Below are 16349 nucleotides of genomic sequence, written 5' to 3' on the forward strand. Positions count from 1 at the left end.
GCCATGCTGATTCCCGTGATTCTCTCCGGCGGTGCCGGGACGCGGCTGTGGCCGGTATCCCGCGAGGGCCAACCCAAGCCGTTCATGCGCCTGCCCGATGGCCAGTCCCTGCTGGGCAAGACCTACCGTCGCGCCGCCAGCCTGTTCGATGGCCGGGGCGACATTGTCACCGTGACCAATCGCGAGTACTACTTCCAGAGCCGCGACCACTATCAAAGCGCCAATCTGACCCGCCATCGCGGTCATTTCGTGCTCGAACCCACGGGTCGCAACACCGCGCCGGCCATCGCCACGGCGACGCTCGCGGTGCAGGCCATGCATGGGGACGATGCCATCTTGATGGTGATGCCTGCCGATCATCTGATCCGCGACGAAGCCGCTTTCAAGGCCTCGGTGGAGCACGCCATGGAACTGGCCAAAGGCGGCCACCTGGTGACCTTCGGCGTACTGCCTGCCACGCCGGAAACCGGTTTCGGCTATATCGAACGGGGCAAGCCCCTGGATACCAAAGGTGCGGCCAAGGTCGTGCGCTTCGTCGAGAAACCCGATCTGCAGACCGCCACTCAGTATCTGGAGAGCGGTCGGTTCCTGTGGAATTCGGGCATGTTCTGTTTTTCCGTCAAGACCCTGCTCGCCGAGTTGCAGATCCACGCCCCCGAACTGCTCGAACAGGCCCGGGCCTGCGTGGCGGTCAGCACTGCCGTGGAAACCTCGGGCTGCGTGCAGCAGGAGCTGTCCGCCACCCATTTCGCCGAGATGCCGGATATCTCCATCGACTATGCCCTGATGGAACGCTCCGGCAATGTCGTGGTGATCCCGGCGGCCTTCGACTGGAGCGACATAGGTTCCTGGAGCGCCGTCGCCGGGCTGGTGCCCGCCGATGCCCAGAACAACCGCGTCAGCGGCGAGGCGCTGTTTATCGACAGCCGGAACAATTACGTCCAGGGCGAAGGCCGGCTGGTGGCCACACTGGGTGTGGAAAACCTGATCATCGTCGACACCGCCGACGCCATCCTGGTCGCCCACGCCGACCGCGCCCAGGACGTACGCTGCGTGGTACGCCAGCTCAAGGACAAGGAGCACGAATCCTACCGCCTGCATCGCACCGTCAGCCGCCCCTGGGGCAGCTACACCGTGCTGGAACAGGGCCCGCGCTTCAAGATCAAGCGCATCGTGGTCAAGCCCGGCGCGGCACTGTCACTGCAGATGCACCATCACCGCAACGAGCATTGGGTGGTGGTCGAAGGCATGGCCAAGGTCACCAATAACGGCTCCGACCCACACCTGGTGGCCAAGAACGAATCCACGTTCATCCCCGCCGGACATCGCCACCGCCTGGAAAACCCGGGGGTGATCGACCTGGTGATCATCGAGGTGCAGAGCGGCGAATACCTGGGCGAAGATGACATCGTCCGCTTCGAAGACCACTACGGCAGGGCCGTCTGATGCTGCTGACCCTGCATCGCGCCCTGTGGGGCTATCGCGGCTTCATCCTGGGCAGCGTCAAGCGCGAATTCCAGGCCCGGTACCGCAACTCGCTCTTCGGCGCGCTGTGGACGGTGCTCAACCCGCTGTCGATGATCCTGGTCTACACCGTGATCTTTTCCCACATCATGCGTGCGCGCCTGCCGGGGGTGGAAGACGGCATGGCCTACAGCGTCTACCTCTGCGCCGGCTTGCTCACCTGGGGTTTCTTCGCGGAAATCACTACCCGCAGCCAGGGCATGTTTCTGGAGAATGCCAATCTGCTGAAGAAGATCAGTTTCCCCAGGATCTGCCTGCCACTGATCGTGCTGCTCAACGCGGGGATCAATTTCGCGATCATCCTCGGGCTGTTCCTCGGCTTTCTCCTGTTGACCGGCCGCTGGCCTGGCATGGCGTTGCTGGCATTGCTGCCGTTGCTGGCGGTGCAGATGATATTCGCCGCAGGGCTGGGCCTGCTGCTGGGGATCCTCAACGTCTTTTTCCGCGATGTGGGGCAGTTGTTCGGCATCTGCCTGCAGTTCTGGTTCTGGCTCACACCGATCGTTTATCCGATCACCATCCTGCCAGAGCCGATCCAGCGATTGCTGGCCCTCAATCCCATGACCGCACTGATGCAGGGCTACCAGAACCTGTTTCTTTACAACCAGTGGCCGGCCTGGCAGTCCCTGCTGCCGTTGCTGGTCGCCGGGTTGCTGCTGTGCGTGCTGGGCTTGCGGATGTTTCGCCTGCGCGGCGGTGAAATGGTGGATGAACTCTGATGGGATATTTGCACGTCAGTGGCCTGGGCAAGGCCTACAAGCAGTATCCGAACCGCTGGAGCCGGCTGTTCGAATGGCTGATCCCCTTTTCCCGCCAGCGCCATCAGTTGCACTGGGTCCTGCAGGGGGTGGATTTCGAGATCCAGCCCGGTGAAGCCGTGGGGATCGTCGGCGTCAACGGCGCGGGCAAGAGCACGTTGCTCAAGATGATCACCGGCACGACCCAACCCACCTGCGGCCACATCCGGCTGCAGGGGCGTGTCGCCGCGCTGCTGGAACTGGGAATGGGGTTTCACCCGGACTTCACTGGCCGCCAGAACGCCCTCATGGCCGGTCAGTTGCTGGGCATGCAGGTCGAGGAGATCGAAACGCTGATGCCGCAGATCGAAGGGTTTGCCGAGATCGGCGACGCCATCGACCAGCCGGTACGAACCTATTCCAGCGGCATGCAGATGCGCCTGGCGTTCAGCGTCGCCACCGCCCGACGCCCGGACATCCTGATTGTCGACGAGGCCCTGTCGGTTGGCGATGCCTACTTCCAGCACAAGAGCTTCGAGCGCATCCGCAGCTTCCGCAAGGCCGGGACCACGCTGTTGATCGTGTCCCACGACCGCTCGGCGATTCAATCGATCTGCGACACCGCCATCCTGCTTGAAAACGGGCGCATGGCCATGCGCGGCAAGCCGGAAGAAGTGATGGATTACTACAACGCCATGCTGGCCCAGCGCGAAGGCCAGGTGGTGCGCCAGGAGATGCTCGCCAATGGCCAGGTGCGTACCATCTCCGGTACCGGCGAAGCCGGCATCCTCGACGTTCAATTGCTCAACAGCCAGGGACAACCAGTGGAAGTGGCTGAAGTCGGCCAGCCCGTGGTGTTGCAGGTCCGGGTCGAAGTGCGCCAGGACATCGAGCGGCTGGTGCTGGGATTTTTGATCAAGGACCGCCTGGGACAACCCATGTACGGCATCAATACCCATCGCCAGGACCAGGCCGTGACCGACCTGCTGGCCGGCGAACACGTCACTTTCCGTTTCAATTTCGACATGCGCCTGGGCAAGGGCAACTATTCCGTGGCGTTGAGCCTGTCGCGCCTGGATTCACACCTGGATCGCAATTTCGAGTGGCGCGACTACGGGCTGGTGTTCCACGTCATCAACAACCGTCAGGAAGACTTCGTCGGCTGCTCCTGGCTCCAGGCCCGTACCAGCATCCAGAGGCAAGGCCTGTCCACCACCGAAGCTTTAACACAAGAGGAGCTGCCATGAGCCGCCTGCTGGTGGAATGCACCTACGTCTATGAAAACCCGAAGGCCAACTCCGGCATCCAACGAGTCGTGCGCAATGTGGTTCACGAACTGCAAGCAAGAAACCAGGAGCGCGAGTGCTTGCCTGTGGTAATGCTCAAGGGCAAGCTCTACGAAGTAAAAAGCCTTATACCACTGCCCTACAAAGGGCTGGACCTGGTCAGCCTACGCGGGTGGCTGGAGCGCGCAGCCAATCTTTTCTGGCTCAGACACCGGACCCTGGAATCACGACGCCCCTTCAGCCACTCCCGGTGGGCCAGAGGCCTGTTGTACATTGGCTGCCGGCTGTTTGTCTTCGGTTGCCTGAGTCTTCCGATCCGCTTGATCGATCACCTCCTCAGGCGTAACCCCGCCCCGAAACGCATCGTGCCCCTGCAACACCGGCCCGACGACATCCTGGTATTGCTGGACTCCTCCTGGCACGCGGACTTCTTTCCGCTGGCCGAGCAGCTCAAGCGCGATGGCGTCCGGATCGTTTCGGTGATCTACGACCTGATCCCCCTGACCCATCCGCAATTCTGCGACGAAGGATTGGTCAAGGTGTTCAACCGCTGGTTCGACTGGATCGCCCGCACGGCTGACGGCTATGTCGCCATTTCCGCCACCATCCGGGACCAGGTACGCCAGGAAATGGTGCGCCGTATCGGCGAACAGCGCGTGGAGGAGCGCTGGTTCGAATATTTCCACCTGGGCAGCGAACTGGACCTGGCGGACGCCGATGGCGCCGTTGACCGGGAGCTACAGCGCCTGTTCGAGCAGCCCGAACCGGTGTTCCTGATGGTCAGCACCATCGAACCACGCAAGAACCACTCGTACCTGCTCGATGCATTCGAACGGGCCTGGGCTGCCGGCTCGCAGGCACGGCTGTGCATCATCGGGAAGATCGGCTGGAAATGCGAAGCCCTGATCGAACGCATCCGTCGCCATCCACAACTGCATCGGCGCCTGTTCGTGTTCAACGATGCCTCGGACCAGAGCCTGGAACACGCTTACCTGCAAGCCACCGCATTGGTGTTTCCGTCCTATGTGGAAGGCTTTGGCCTGCCGTTGGTCGAAGCCATGCAGCGCGGGCTTCCGGCGATGGGCAGCGACATCGAGGTGTTTCGCGAAATCGGGGGTGAATTCATGGCCTATTTCGATCTCGACGATCCTCAAAGCCTGGCGGACCTGGTCACCGGCATGGAGCACAGCGGCGTTTTTCCGGCCACCCGCCCCTTGGATCAATGGCAATGGTTGAGTTGGCGCCAGGCCAGTGAGCAACTGGTGGAACGCATCGAGCGACACAATGTGCTCGCCGACAGAGAACCGGTATGCGGATAGCCCTCAATGCACAAATCCTCAGGGGGCCTCGCACCGGCATCGGCCACTATGTGGCGGAACTGGCCACCGCCCTGGCCCGGGAACCGGACGTGCAGCTGTCCTTGTTCCATGGCTGGGGCTGGAGTTCACAGCTGCCGCAAGCGACCCTGCCGGGTTATTCGCGCCTTGCTCCCCTGCTTCGACAGGTTCCAGGCGCGTATCGGGCGCGACGCTGGATGGAACAGCGGCGCTTCGATCAACGTCGCTGCGAGACCATCGACCTGTACCACGAGCCAAGCCTGTGGCCGCTGGCTTTCGAAGGGCCTACGGTCATGACCCTGCATGACCTGACTCACCTGCGCCACCCCGATACGCAACCGCCGGCGCGGCTCAGGGAAATCGAGCGGCGGCTGGACCATGCGGTGCAACAGGCGCAATTGATCCTGACCGACTCGCAGTTCATCGCCGACGAAGCACAGCGACATTTCGGCCTGCCGACCGAGCGCTTCAGGGTTGCCCCGCTGGGGGTTGCGGCGCGCTTCCACCCGCGCAGCCCTGAGACGGTCGATTCCGTGCTCAAGGCCCATGGCCTGGAAGCAGGCCGCTACTTCCTATGTGTCGGCACCCTGGAACCGCGCAAGAACCTGTCGTTGGCCCTACGGGCGCACGCTGGGTTACCTGAATCCATCCGTCAGGCTTTTCCTTTGTTCATTGTGGGAATGAGCGGATGGCAACACGCACAACTCAACGACGAGTTGAAAAAGGCCATGGCCAGCGGTCATGTTTGCCTGGCAGGTTACCTGCCCGATGAACAGGTCGCCCATTTACTGGCGGGGGCCAGGGCATTGATCTTCCCATCGCTTTATGAAGGCTTCGGCCTTCCGTTGCTGGAAGCCATGGCCAGCGGCATACCGGTCATCACGACCCGTTGCTCGGCGATGCCGGAAGTGGCCGGGAGCGCAGGCAATTATTGCCAGCCCGACGATCCGCAAGGCATGCGTGACGCCATGTGCCGGTTGATAGAGGATCGGTTGCATTGGCAGGCCTGTCAGGAAGCAGGACTGCAACAAGCGGCCCTTTTTACTTGGGAACGGTGTGCGAAGATAACTGCCCAGGCATATCGCCAGGTGTTGGGAGGCTGAATTGCGAGTCCTGCATTTCTATAGAACTTATCTACCCGACTCCATTGGCGGCATCGAACAGGCCATCTTCCAACTATGCGACAGCACCGACCGATTGAACATCGATAACACGGTGCTGACTCTGAGCGAACATCCCGCCCTCGGGCCGATCAGGATCCATGGGCATGATGTCCATCAGACCCGGATGGATTTCCAGCTGGCTTCCACCGGTTTCTCCTACAGCGTGTTCAGGAAGTTTCGCGAACTGGCCGCTGAAGTCGACGTGATCAACTACCACTTCCCCTGGCCAATGATGGACCTGGTGCACTTCTGCAGTTTCATAAAAAAGCCCTACGTCGTGACCTACCATTCGGACATCGTTCGCCAGCGGCACCTGCTCAAGTTGTATCGTCCCTTGATGCGGCGCTTTCTCAACGGCGCCGATCGCATCGTCGCAGCGTCTCCCAACTATGTGGAGACCAGCGAGGTACTAAGGGCCTATCGCGAAAAGACCCGGGTCATCACCTATGGCTTGAACAAAGCCCGTTATTCACAACCCGACGCCGAGCGCATGGCCCGGTGGAGGGCGAAACTGGGTGAACGCTTCTTCCTGTTCGTTGGTGTGATGCGTTACTACAAGGGCCTGCATATCCTGCTCGACGCCCTCAAGGGGGTGGATTATCCGGTCGTCATCGTGGGAGCAGGTCCATTGGAAAAGGCATTGCATGCCCAAGCGGCGGCGCTGGGGCTACGTAACTTGCATTTTCTCGGCTACCAGGGGGACGAGGACAAAGTGGCCCTGCTGGAACTGAGCTACGCCATCGTGTTTCCTTCGCACCTGCGCTCCGAAGCCTTCGGGATCTCCCTGCTCGAAGGCGCGATGTACGGCAAGCCGATGATCTCCAGCGAGATCGGTACGGGCACCAGCTACATCAATATCCATAACGAAACCGGTCTTGTCGTCCCCCCCAGTCAGCCCGAGGCATTGCGTGAGGCGATGCGCACCTTGTGGGAAAACCCCACCAGGGCCCAGGAAATGGGTATCAAGGCAGAAGCCCGCTACAAGCAGTTGTTCACCGCTGAAGAAATGGGCCGCAAATGGGTGGAGTTGTATGAAGGGCTGCTGCAGGAAAAAGCGCTCAGCTATGCCTGAAAAGGTCTTTCTGCGAAGGGGAAACAAGCCAAAGGGGTGAGAGGAACCGTCCCCCCACCCCAGATGATGACCACTTCTTCAGGCATGTGCTTGCAGGCCCACGGCGGTACGCGGCATGCCCACGAACCCTGGCAAGGCTTCGATGCGCGCCAGCCAGGCACGCACATGAGGGTATTGCTCGAGGGATACATTGCCTTCCGGAGCATGGGCAATGTAGGTGTAGCCAGCGATGTCGGCAATCGTCACGGCATCACCCGCCAGATAAGCGCTACCACCCAGATGCTGGTCGACCACCTTGAGCAATGCGTGGGAGCGGGCAATCACATCTTCGGCGTTGTAAGACGCGCCGAACACCGTGATCAGGCGTGCGGTGGCTGGCCCCGAATGAATCGGCCCGGCCGCCGCCGACAACCAGCGCTGCACCTGGGCAGCACCGACCGGATCGGTGGGCAGCCAGCGACCTTCGCCATATTTCTGTGCCAGGTACACCAGGATGGCGTTGGAATCGGCCAGTATCACTCCGTCATCGTCAATCACCGGCACCTGCCCGAACGGGTTGATGGCCAGGAAATCCGGTTGCTTGTGCGCGCCTTTGGCCAGGTCGACGAAGATCACTTCGACAGGCAGTTCGAGCAGCGAAAGCATCAGCTGGACACGATGCGCATGGCCGGAAAGGGGGAAATGATAGAGCTTGATGGGTTTCATGGGGCGACTCCGCTGGAAGTGACGCCATCAGCAGAACGGCGTCGATGGGGTCATCTTCCCCTTCCACCGGACATCGGAGAATCACCCGGAAACGCAATCCATCATTTCACCAAGAGAAATAATGCCTCAGCCTTTCAAGGCCGGGTGTTTGCGCAGAGCGTTAACCGTGAAATCGACAAAACTGCGAACCCGCGCCGGCGCATTGCGCCCTCCCTGGTACACCACGTGAATCGGCAGGGGCGGCAGTTCAAAGTCGGCCAGCACGATTTCCAACGCCCCGCTCTGGACCTCACTCGCCACCTGGTAAGACAGGACCCGCGTCATCCCCAGGCCTCGACAGGCCGCCGTGATGGCGGCCTGGTTGGCCGTCACCACCAGGCGGGGCACTGGCCGGACCGTCAACGGTTGCCCGGCGTCGAGGAAGGTCCAATGCCTGATCTGGCCAATGGCCGAAGATGCCACCACCAGCATGCGCTCCAGATCCTCCGGATGCCGGGGCCGGCCATGGCGAGTAAAGAAATCCGGGGATGCGCAAACGACCCGTCGTACTTCGCCGACACGCACCGCATGCTGGTTGCTGTCCGGCAACTCGCCGATCCGCAAGGCAACGTCCATGCCCTCTTCCACCATGCTGACAACTCGATCCAGCAGCAAGGCATTGACGCTGACTTCGGGGTACTGCTGCAGGTAATCCACCAGCACCGGGGTAACGAATGATTGGCCGAACAGCACGGGGGCGGTAATCGTCAGCTGTCCGCGGGGCTGGGCGTGACTGCCGGCCGCCGAGTCTTCTGCCTCTTGCAGGTCGGTCAGGATCCGCCGACAGTCCTCGAGGAAGCGTTGGCCTGCTTCGCTCATATACACATTACGAGTGGTGCGTACCAATAAAGGCGTGCCAATGCGTTGTTCCAACGCGGCCACCGCACGGGTGACACTGGCTGCCGACAATCCGAGACGCCGCGCAGCCGCGGAAAAACCCGACTCCTGGGCCACGGCGACAAACACCTGCATTTCCTGGAACCTGTCCATCCATCCCCCGACGAGAAATCCTGATACAAGTTTTGTGCGCCCCCGAAGCCGCACCGCACGGCCATTGTAGAGGCTCGGGCAAGCGAACCACAGCGCAACGCGCCAGGACAATCGGCCATAGACGGCTTCGCTTGTTACCATTCCCTTTTCAATGACAAGTCAAAACCCTGTGGACAAGCCTGCTTCCCAGGGTTGGTGTGCGGCTGACTCCCTTCAAAGGCCTGTTTCATGAACAAGACTTACCGTGCTTTGACCCATCCCCTCGCCTCCCTTGTCGCCCTGGCCGGATGCGTATTGCTCGTTCCTCTGGTCATGCGCCTGGCGTTGGGCTGGTCCGAGCCCCTGGGTTACCTGTCGGACCTGGGCAGCGGCGGCTTGCTGATCGCGCTGCTCCACCGTCGTCCCGGATGGTTGGTACTGCCCGTACTGCTGGCCTGGAGTGCACTGACATTGGCCAATATCGAACTGATCAGCGCGGTCGGTCGAATGCCCAACCCTTCGGACCTGCATTACCTGCTCGACCCGCAATTCGTCGAGAACTCCACCAGCGGTGGCTTCGCCCATCCCTGGCTGGCAGCCCTCCAGCTGACGGCGCTGGTGCTCTGGCTGGCGGTCCAGAAGACTAGCCCACCGCCCCTGGCGCCACGCTTGCCACGCCACGCCTGGGCATTGCCCACGCTGCTGTTGCTGGCCCACGGCGCGGTGCAATCCTGGCGCCCCAGCGAGGCAGACCAGTGGAACCTGTTCAACCTGCCCCATCAGCTCGTGACCGCAGGCATTGCCGCCGGGCAGGAACGGGCCCAGCTATGGCTCGACGGCGGTGAAGACGTCCTCACTCCACCAATGGAAGGCCTTACCCGGCTGGACCTCGATGGACAAAGACTGCTGGCAGCGCCGGGGCAGGCGCGCAACGTCCTGATCATTGCCCTGGAAGGCATCCCCGGCGCCTACATAAGCGCCAACCGCCAGGCGTTGAAAAGCAGCTACCAGGAAGACCTGATGCCGCGCCTCAGTGCCTGGGCCGAACGCGGCATGAACACCCCCGATTATGTCCTGCATAGCCACCAGACCATCCGTGGCCTCTATGCAATGCTATGTGGCGACTACGACAAGCTCGACGACGGCACACCCAAGGGTGTCGAGATGCTGAACCAGACCCAGCGCAACCGGGCCTGCCTGCCGGCGCAGCTGCGCCAGCACGGGTTTTCCACTCACTTCCTGCAAGGGGCTGGCCTGCGGTTCATGGCCAAGGACCGGATCATGCCGCATATCGGTTTCGACACGACCCTGGGCATGGAGTGGTTCACCAAGCCGGCCTACCTGGATTTCCCCTGGGGCAAGGACGACAGGACATTCTTCGAAGGCGCGCTGAACTACGTCGGGCAGCTGCAACAAACGGACAAGCCCTGGATGCTCACCCTGCTGACGGTCGGTACGCATCAGCCCTATTCCGCGCCGGAAGACTATTTGCTGCGCTACGACACTGCCAAGCAGGCCGCCGTGGGTTACCTGGACGATGCCCTGGACAGTTTCCTGGCGGGCCTGGAACGTCAGGGCATCCTGGAAAATACGCTGGTGGTCATTACCTCGGACGAGTCCCACGGGCTGGACGACATACGCCTGGCATCGTCCTGGGGGTTCAACCTGACGCTGGCGCCGGAACCGTTGCCCAGGATCAAGCCCGGTGTGCACGGCCATGTGGACCTGACCGCCTCGGTCCTCGATTACTTCGGTTTTGCGGTGCCTACGTCACTGTCCGGCCGCTCGCTGTTCAGGGACTACGCGACGGGTCGGGAAATCATGTCGTTCACCAACGGCAAGCTGCGTTATCACGACGGCAAGGGCACGTTCACCGAGTGCGACTTCCTGCAACGGTGCCGTTATTACGCCAGCGAAGGCTTCGTCGCCGACCAGGCCACCTATGCCGGGCAATACAGCGGCCGGCGCGCCCGGTTGATCAAGGCCCGGGCCGTGGCACTGGACCAGACCCTGCTGCCCACGCCCCTGAACCAGCGCTATCAGTTCGGCAGCTCCGAGAGGATCCCGCTTCCAGCCCAGGTTTCCAACGACTGGACCGATAACCTGATCGGCGCCCAGTACCTGGAAATGCCCAAGGGTTCCCAGACCCGTGTCAGCCTGAATATCCGCGCCGTGGACGCGAACCATGCGGCCTACATTTCCCTCAAGGCCAAGGAGTTCGAACGGGATGTGCCGATGGACCTGCCGACAGACGTGGCGGTGACCTCCGATCAGCCGCTGGTGATGGACATCAGTTTCGATAACCCTCAAGCGCGCAAGGCGTTTTCCTTCCACTTGCTGGGCCATGGGGAGGGTGCCATCGAAATCAGTGACTTCAGCGTCGTCACCGAACTGCCGGAGCAGACGGACCAGCCGGAATACCTGGACGACATGCAGGACGACAGCGAAGCGCAATCCAGTTGAACAAAAAACGCGCAGTCACTGGATGTGGCTGCGCGTTTTCTGTTCAGGGCGTTGATCGATCAGTCATTGACCAACTGCATGATCTCGAACGCGTTCAGCGCCGCACCACGCAGCAGTTGGTCGCCGCTGATGAACAGGTCCAGCCCGTGCTCGCCATAGATCAGGTTGTAGCGGATCCGCCCGACTTCCACGGCGTGCTTGTAGGTAGATGTCATCGGCATCGGGTAGATGCTCTTCGCAGGCTCATCCACCACCTCGACCCCCGGCGCGGCGCGCAACAATTCGCGCACCTGCTCCAGTGACTTGATCGGCTTGCTGAAGCGCAGGCTCAGGCTCTCGGCGTGGGAACGCAGGGTTGGCACCCGGACGGCGGTGGTGCTGATGGCCAGTTCCGGCTCGTCCAGGACCTTGCGCAGCTCCCAGACCACTTTCATTTCTTCACGGGTGTAGCCGTTGTCTTCGAACGAATCGACCTGGGGAATCACGTTGAACGCCAGGTTATGGGCGAAGTTCTCGCTGCCGTCCTGGTCGCCATAATCGCTGAAGGCCTTGGCCTTCTCCCGCAGTTCCAGCATGGCCGGCTGACCCGCACCGCTGGCGGCCTGGTAGGTGGAGATGATGGCGCTTTCCAGCCCATAGGTGTCATGCAGCGGTCCCAGTACCATCAGCGCGATGGCCGAGGAGCAGTTGGGGTTGGCGATGAGTTTCTCACCCTTGTAGCGCTGGCCGTTGATCGGCGGCACCAGCAGCGGAATGTCCTTGTGGTAACGGAAAGCCGACGAGTTGTCGATGACATAGGAGTTTTCGGCCAGACGCTCGCCATATTCCAGGGCGAAGGAGCCGGAAACACACAGGAAAACGATATCGCACGAGGCACAGCCTTCGACCGAAAAGGGTTCGATCAGGTGCTCGGTATTGCCCGCTTTCAAACGCTTGCCCGCCGAACGCTCAGAGGCCATGCAGACCACTTCGTAATCGGTGTTCTCAAGCAATTGCAGCATGGTCATGCCCACTGCACCGGTACAACCCACTACGGCCACTTTCTTCATTTCGACTCGATTCCCTTATCCAAAACCTTATCCGACAAACCCGCGCCGCCAGGCGGCGGCACGGGCAGGTACGTCATGCCGTGCGCATCTGCACGGACAACCTGGCGGCTGCCGCTGCGCGCTGGACCCGGATGGAGTTCCAGGTAAACAGCGCAAGCGCCAGCCAGATGAACGAGAAAGCCGCCAGTTTCAACGACGAGACCGGTTCACCATAAACGAACGCCGCCAACAGGAAGTTGCAGATTGGCGGGACAAATTGCAAGAAGCCCAGCGTGATCATCGACAGTTGCTTGGCAGCCAGACTGTACCACCACAAAGGCAATACTGTGATCAGCCCCGTCGCAACCAGCAGCAGATCCCGGGTACCCGACTGCAGGAACTGATGCCCCATCCCCTGGGCCTGTGCCCAGAGCAGGAACACTGCCGCGAACGGCAACAGTACCGCGATTTCGAGGGTCTGGATGACCACCGGATCGCCGGGAACCTTCTTCTTGAAGATGCCGTAGAAGGAATAGCAGAAGCCGATGACCAATGCGATCCAAGGGAAGGAATGCAGGTTCAGCAGCTCGAACGCCATGAGGGTCACGCCCGTGACGGCCAGGAAAATGGCCCAGGTCTGCAAGGTCGTGAGGCGCTCCTTGAAGATCAACCGCGACACCACCATGCTCATGATCGGGCTGAGGAAATAGCCGAAAGCCACCTCCAGCACCCGCCCGGTCATGATTCCGTAGATGTACATCAGCCACCACAGCCCCAGCACGGCGGATACGGTGAGCACGTTGGTCGGGCGAACCGTCTTGAGGGTGGAACGCAAGGTTGCGACCCGTGCGGTCACCAGTACCAGGGCCACGAGAAACAGCTCGGCGAACACCACCCGCCACGACAGCAGGTGGTAGGCGTCGAGACCGGCCAGGGGCTTGTACCAGAGTGGGTAGGATCCCCAGAGCAGTGTGGCGCCCAGCCCGAAGGCCACGCCTTGCCCGGATTCGTTCTTGACGGTCATTGACGTACCTCACTGTTGAGTTTGCGCTCGATGCCGTCCCAGTAAACTTCCATCAGGTGCAGGTACTGTTCGATGCCCTCGGCGAAAAGACGACGCTCCTCCGGGGTCTGCAGGTGCTTCTCCATGACGTTGAACACGGCATTGGAGTGGCCGACTTCGACTTCCATGTGCAAGGTCCAGAAGAAACGGCCGCGCTCGCTCACGCCTTCCTTGATCAAGCCGTCGTTGTACTTGGAAACCATCGACGCCGACATCGCTTCGTCGGCGAACAGGCCGCCCAGCGCCTTCTGCAGCGGTGGCTTGCTGTAGAGCGCGCAGATACCGTCGTTCAGGGCCTGGGTGCTGGGGAGGCACTTGTAGGAGTCGATCTGCTCTTCGCTGATGCCCTTGTCGAGCAGGAACTTGCGATACAGGTCCGAGTGGGACTGGGTTTCGCCCAGTTCGTCACGGGCGTTGAACGCGATGGTGCGCAATACCGCTTCGTCGCGGGTGATGGTGGAAATGCCACACACGTAGAACGGCAGGTACTTGAAGTAGTGCAAGGTCTCCAGGTACAGCACCTTGCTCTGCTCCGGCGGCAGGCCGTGCTGCGCGTAAGTATTGAGGAACGGGTGTTCGGTGGCCCGGTGCTTGAGGATGTAGTCGATCTGCTCATCCATGAACAGCTTGAGCTCCAGGTCGACACCTTCGTTGCGCACGACGTAGGCGGTTTCGGATTGAAAGGTTTCTTGAGTAATGGACATGGCCTGCTTCCTTGAGCCCCGGGGGCAACGTTGATTCGAATAGAAAACCGGACGGACACCCGTCCGCCCGGTCGTTCACTGGTCAGGCCTCTTCGGCGGTCCTGGCCTTGGTATCCCAGATCACTTCGATACTTTCATGGGCCACGTCGGTGCGGCGGTCGTGGGCGCTGGCCCAGCAGGTGTTGAGAATGATGCGGGTGGTTTCCTGCTGGATCGGCACGACGTGGTGCAGGGTGGTATCGGACTTGAGGAAGTACACGTCGCCCTTGAGGTGGTGATAGGACTTGATCGGATTGTTCAGGATGTATTCCCAGATCCGTGGGTTCTGTTTGTCCCATTCGCTGTGCGGCACGCATTGCAGGACGCCACCGATCGCCGGGTCCTCGGGGGCTTCGATGATCCAGATCATGGTGTAGGGGTAGTCGCCCCAGTGCCAGCCGTGGGTATCGCCTGGATGGCTCAGCTTGGTGATCAGGTACTGCTCCTGCTCCCAGCAGGAGGCCAGGTCGTCGCCGGCGATGTTGCCCAGGAAATTGCGCAGCGATTCAGATTTGTAGAGCGCCGGAATGTATTGACCACCCTCGGCGATTTCCGGTTGGTTGACGTTATACATCTTGCGATAGGTATTACCGGTCGAGGGAACGGTGACATCGCGACGGACCGAGTACTCATCCAACAGCGCATGAACTTCAGTGTGAACGTTCTGCAGAAGATCCTTGGGGAGAAACGAGAAATTCTTGAAGTTGAAATACCCATCGCGGCGAAATTCATTACGAATCTGCTTCATGCGGTTTTCATCTTGCAAGAGGGCCTGGAAGTGTTTGGAAAGTTGCTGCTCCATTACCTCGACTACCAGGCTGGATTTTTGTTCGCTCATTTATCGCTCCATTCCATTGTTATCGGTCGGTTGTACAAATCCATGTGGGTACCGCGCATCACGGTTTGCTCAGGGCCCACGAAGAAAACACTTTCCTGTTTTGCAGACTCATCAGCGGACCGGTCATCAGCGTCGTGATGATGGTCATGATCACCAGGGCCGTGAACAGCCCGTTCCCGATGATGCCCATGTCCAGTCCGATCTTGAGCACCACCAGTTCCATCAGCCCGCGGGTGTTCATCAGGGCGCCGACGGTCAACGATGTCGACCAGGAGCACCCCACCAGCCGAGCGCCCAGCCCACTGCCGGCGACCTTGCCGACCACTGCCACCAGGAGGATTACCAGCAATCCCAGGAGGCCCAGGCCGGAGAACGCCGAAGCGGTGGTGCTCAATCCCGCGAGCGTGAAGAAACAAGGCATCAGGATGATCAGCGAGACGTGCTCCAGACGTTCGATGATCATGTCCAGCAACCGCTGCTCCCGTGGCAGGCATAGCCCGAACAGGAAGGCGCCGAACACCGCGTGCACCTGAAGTGCATGGGTCAGGCTGCCGTAGATCAGCACACCGGCCAGCAACGCCACCAGCACCATGGGCTGTGCGAGACGTCCTTCGGCGGCGAGCCAGCGGGCCAGCAGCGGCTTGAGCACCAGGAAAGAGAACGCCACCAGCAGCAACAGACAGGCGCCACGGGCTGCCAGCGCCATCCAGTTGCTGTCCTGGCCGTTCACCATCGCCACGGCGGCAATCAGCATCCAGGCCACCACATCGCTCATGGCGGCGGCCAACAAGGCAATCGCACCGGTTTGCGTGCCGAGCATCCCGCGCTCCTTGAGGATCCGCGCCAGCACCGGAAAGGCAGTGACCGAGAACACCGTGCCGATGAAAAGGACGAAGCTCAGCCTGGAGACCTGGGGCGTGGCGAAATGCTCGAATAGCCAGGGGGCAATCGCGGCGCCCAGAGAGAAGGGAATGACAATGCTGAAGCAACCGATGATGATCGCCTTTAAACCAGTCCGGCTCTGGGTCAATGGGAAACGGAACTCGGCACCGATGACGAACATGAACAATAGAATGCCCAGTTCACTCAGTACCTTCAGTTGGGTAATGGCCTGACTATCGAATAGTTGTTGATGGAATACCGGAAACAACTGCCCCAGTACGACGGGCCCCAATACGAAACCGGCAATCATCTCCCCAACCACTTGAGGTTGCCCCAAGCGATTGAATACCGCGCCCAGAAGCTTTGCCGACAACATCACAAACAGTATCTGGATCAGCAACATAGTCCATTCCTTCACAACGTCCAGGTTAATCCGGATACAACCGTCAAACTTCCGCAACGCCATCGCCAGCCAGACAACATCCTTGAGAAACCTCAAT

The 16349-nt window shown here is 60.8% G+C and carries 14 protein-coding genes; 7 read left to right on the forward strand and 7 right to left on the reverse strand.

Going from position 1 to position 16349, the window contains the following annotated elements; genetic code table 11:
• Positions 1–3 precede the first annotated feature (3 nt).
• From AC1M7R_RS11045 to AC1M7R_RS11070, 6 genes are read left to right on the forward strand one after another with little or no spacing between them, the layout of a single operon-like run.
• On the forward strand, positions 4–1446 hold the full coding sequence (locus AC1M7R_RS11045) for a mannose-1-phosphate guanylyltransferase/mannose-6-phosphate isomerase (RefSeq protein WP_072397408.1): 1443 nt from the start codon (positions 4–6) through the stop codon (positions 1444–1446).
• A complete protein-coding gene (locus AC1M7R_RS11050; protein ID WP_072397409.1) occupies positions 1446–2243 on the forward strand; it encodes an ABC transporter permease in 798 nt (265 codons plus the stop codon). Before AC1M7R_RS11045 ends, AC1M7R_RS11050 begins: the two co-directional genes overlap by 1 nt.
• The gene (locus AC1M7R_RS11055; RefSeq protein WP_072431333.1) at positions 2243–3508 is read left to right on the forward strand and encodes an ABC transporter ATP-binding protein; all 1266 of its coding nucleotides are present in this window, start codon (positions 2243–2245) and stop codon (positions 3506–3508) included. Before AC1M7R_RS11050 ends, AC1M7R_RS11055 begins: the two co-directional genes overlap by 1 nt.
• The gene (locus tag AC1M7R_RS11060) at positions 3505–4866 is read left to right on the forward strand and encodes a glycosyltransferase family 4 protein (protein WP_490610403.1); all 1362 of its coding nucleotides are present in this window, start codon (positions 3505–3507) and stop codon (positions 4864–4866) included. Before AC1M7R_RS11055 ends, AC1M7R_RS11060 begins: the two co-directional genes overlap by 4 nt.
• Complete coding sequence (locus tag AC1M7R_RS11065) at positions 4857–5987, forward strand: glycosyltransferase family 4 protein (RefSeq protein WP_072431331.1); 1131 nt, start codon at positions 4857–4859, stop codon at positions 5985–5987. Before AC1M7R_RS11060 ends, AC1M7R_RS11065 begins: the two co-directional genes overlap by 10 nt.
• Position 5988: 1 nt before the next feature.
• Positions 5989–7119 (forward strand): glycosyltransferase family 4 protein, encoded by a 1131-nt coding sequence (locus AC1M7R_RS11070; RefSeq protein WP_490610404.1) that lies wholly within the window; start codon positions 5989–5991, stop codon positions 7117–7119.
• Positions 7120–7197: 78 nt separating this feature from the next.
• On the opposite strand, the gene AC1M7R_RS11075 is transcribed toward AC1M7R_RS11070, so the two are convergent.
• Together AC1M7R_RS11075 and AC1M7R_RS11080 are read right to left on the reverse strand one after the other, a co-directional pair.
• On the reverse strand, positions 7198–7824 hold the full coding sequence (locus AC1M7R_RS11075) for a glutathione S-transferase family protein (RefSeq protein WP_072431329.1): 627 nt from the start codon (positions 7822–7824) through the stop codon (positions 7198–7200).
• A 126-nt stretch (positions 7825–7950) separates the two neighbouring features.
• Positions 7951–8853, reverse strand: coding sequence for a LysR family transcriptional regulator (locus AC1M7R_RS11080; RefSeq protein ID WP_490610405.1), 903 nt, complete (start codon positions 8851–8853; stop codon positions 7951–7953).
• 228 nt (positions 8854–9081) lie between these two features.
• On the opposite strand from AC1M7R_RS11080, the gene AC1M7R_RS11085 reads away from it, so the two are divergent.
• On the forward strand, positions 9082–11295 hold the full coding sequence (locus AC1M7R_RS11085; protein WP_083526362.1) for an LTA synthase family protein: 2214 nt from the start codon (positions 9082–9084) through the stop codon (positions 11293–11295).
• A gap of 59 nt (positions 11296–11354) precedes the next feature.
• Here the strand turns inward: AC1M7R_RS11085 and AC1M7R_RS11090 are convergent, their stop codons facing one another.
• The 5 genes from AC1M7R_RS11090 to AC1M7R_RS11110 form a co-directional block, all read right to left on the reverse strand.
• Positions 11355–12344, reverse strand: a complete 990-nt coding sequence (locus AC1M7R_RS11090) for an aspartate-semialdehyde dehydrogenase (protein WP_072397455.1) — start codon at positions 12342–12344, stop codon at positions 11355–11357.
• A 73-nt stretch (positions 12345–12417) separates the two neighbouring features.
• Positions 12418–13347: an EamA family transporter RarD gene (rarD, locus tag AC1M7R_RS11095; RefSeq protein WP_072397457.1), complete on the reverse strand. Its 930-nt coding sequence runs from the start codon at positions 13345–13347 to the stop codon at positions 12418–12420.
• The gene (locus tag AC1M7R_RS11100) at positions 13344–14090 is read right to left on the reverse strand and encodes an iron-containing redox enzyme family protein (protein ID WP_072397459.1); all 747 of its coding nucleotides are present in this window, start codon (positions 14088–14090) and stop codon (positions 13344–13346) included. The genes rarD and AC1M7R_RS11100 overlap by 4 nt, the downstream gene beginning before the upstream one ends.
• Positions 14091–14172: 82 nt before the next feature.
• On the reverse strand, positions 14173–14967 hold the full coding sequence (locus AC1M7R_RS11105) for a HalD/BesD family halogenase (RefSeq protein ID WP_072397461.1): 795 nt from the start codon (positions 14965–14967) through the stop codon (positions 14173–14175).
• 58 nt (positions 14968–15025) lie between these two features.
• Complete coding sequence (locus tag AC1M7R_RS11110) at positions 15026–16252, reverse strand: cation:proton antiporter domain-containing protein (RefSeq protein ID WP_072397471.1); 1227 nt, start codon at positions 16250–16252, stop codon at positions 15026–15028.
• Positions 16253–16349: the final 97 nt, after the last annotated feature.

It is taken from the genome of Pseudomonas sp. MS01C9 (assembly GCF_058202755.1).